Genomic DNA, 263 nt, shown 5'->3' with positions numbered 1-263 from the left:
CAACCTTACTTGCATCGGTATAATAAATTGGAAGTTCGAGCAAATCAGATGCGTCAGAAATCCAATCTATTTTTTGCTGCTTCCCAGGTTGTCGAGCGACTCCTTCACTAATGACATAAGAAATACCATCAGTTAAAGATTCTCGGTATTCTTGTGCGCGTTGGTAGTTGATAATTTGTACCAGTAAATACCCAAAAACAGCTACCAAAACAACAAGAATTACCAGCCCCGCATATATTCGCAGGAATATACTGTGTTTAAAC

Annotated in this window: 1 pseudogene; it reads right to left on the bottom strand. The window is 38.8% G+C overall.

From position 1 onward, the window contains the following. Positions 1-263, bottom strand: a pseudogene (locus ACNQ0W_RS25750) (hypothetical protein); the annotation flags it as partial.

Origin of the sequence: Enterobacter cloacae complex sp. 6730903 (assembly GCF_048283985.1) — a bacterium.
GTDB lineage: Bacteria > Pseudomonadota > Gammaproteobacteria > Enterobacterales > Enterobacteriaceae > Enterobacter > Enterobacter hormaechei_C.
Note: the sequence above shows the minus strand (reverse complement) of the source record. Positions and strands in the feature narration are given on the sequence as shown.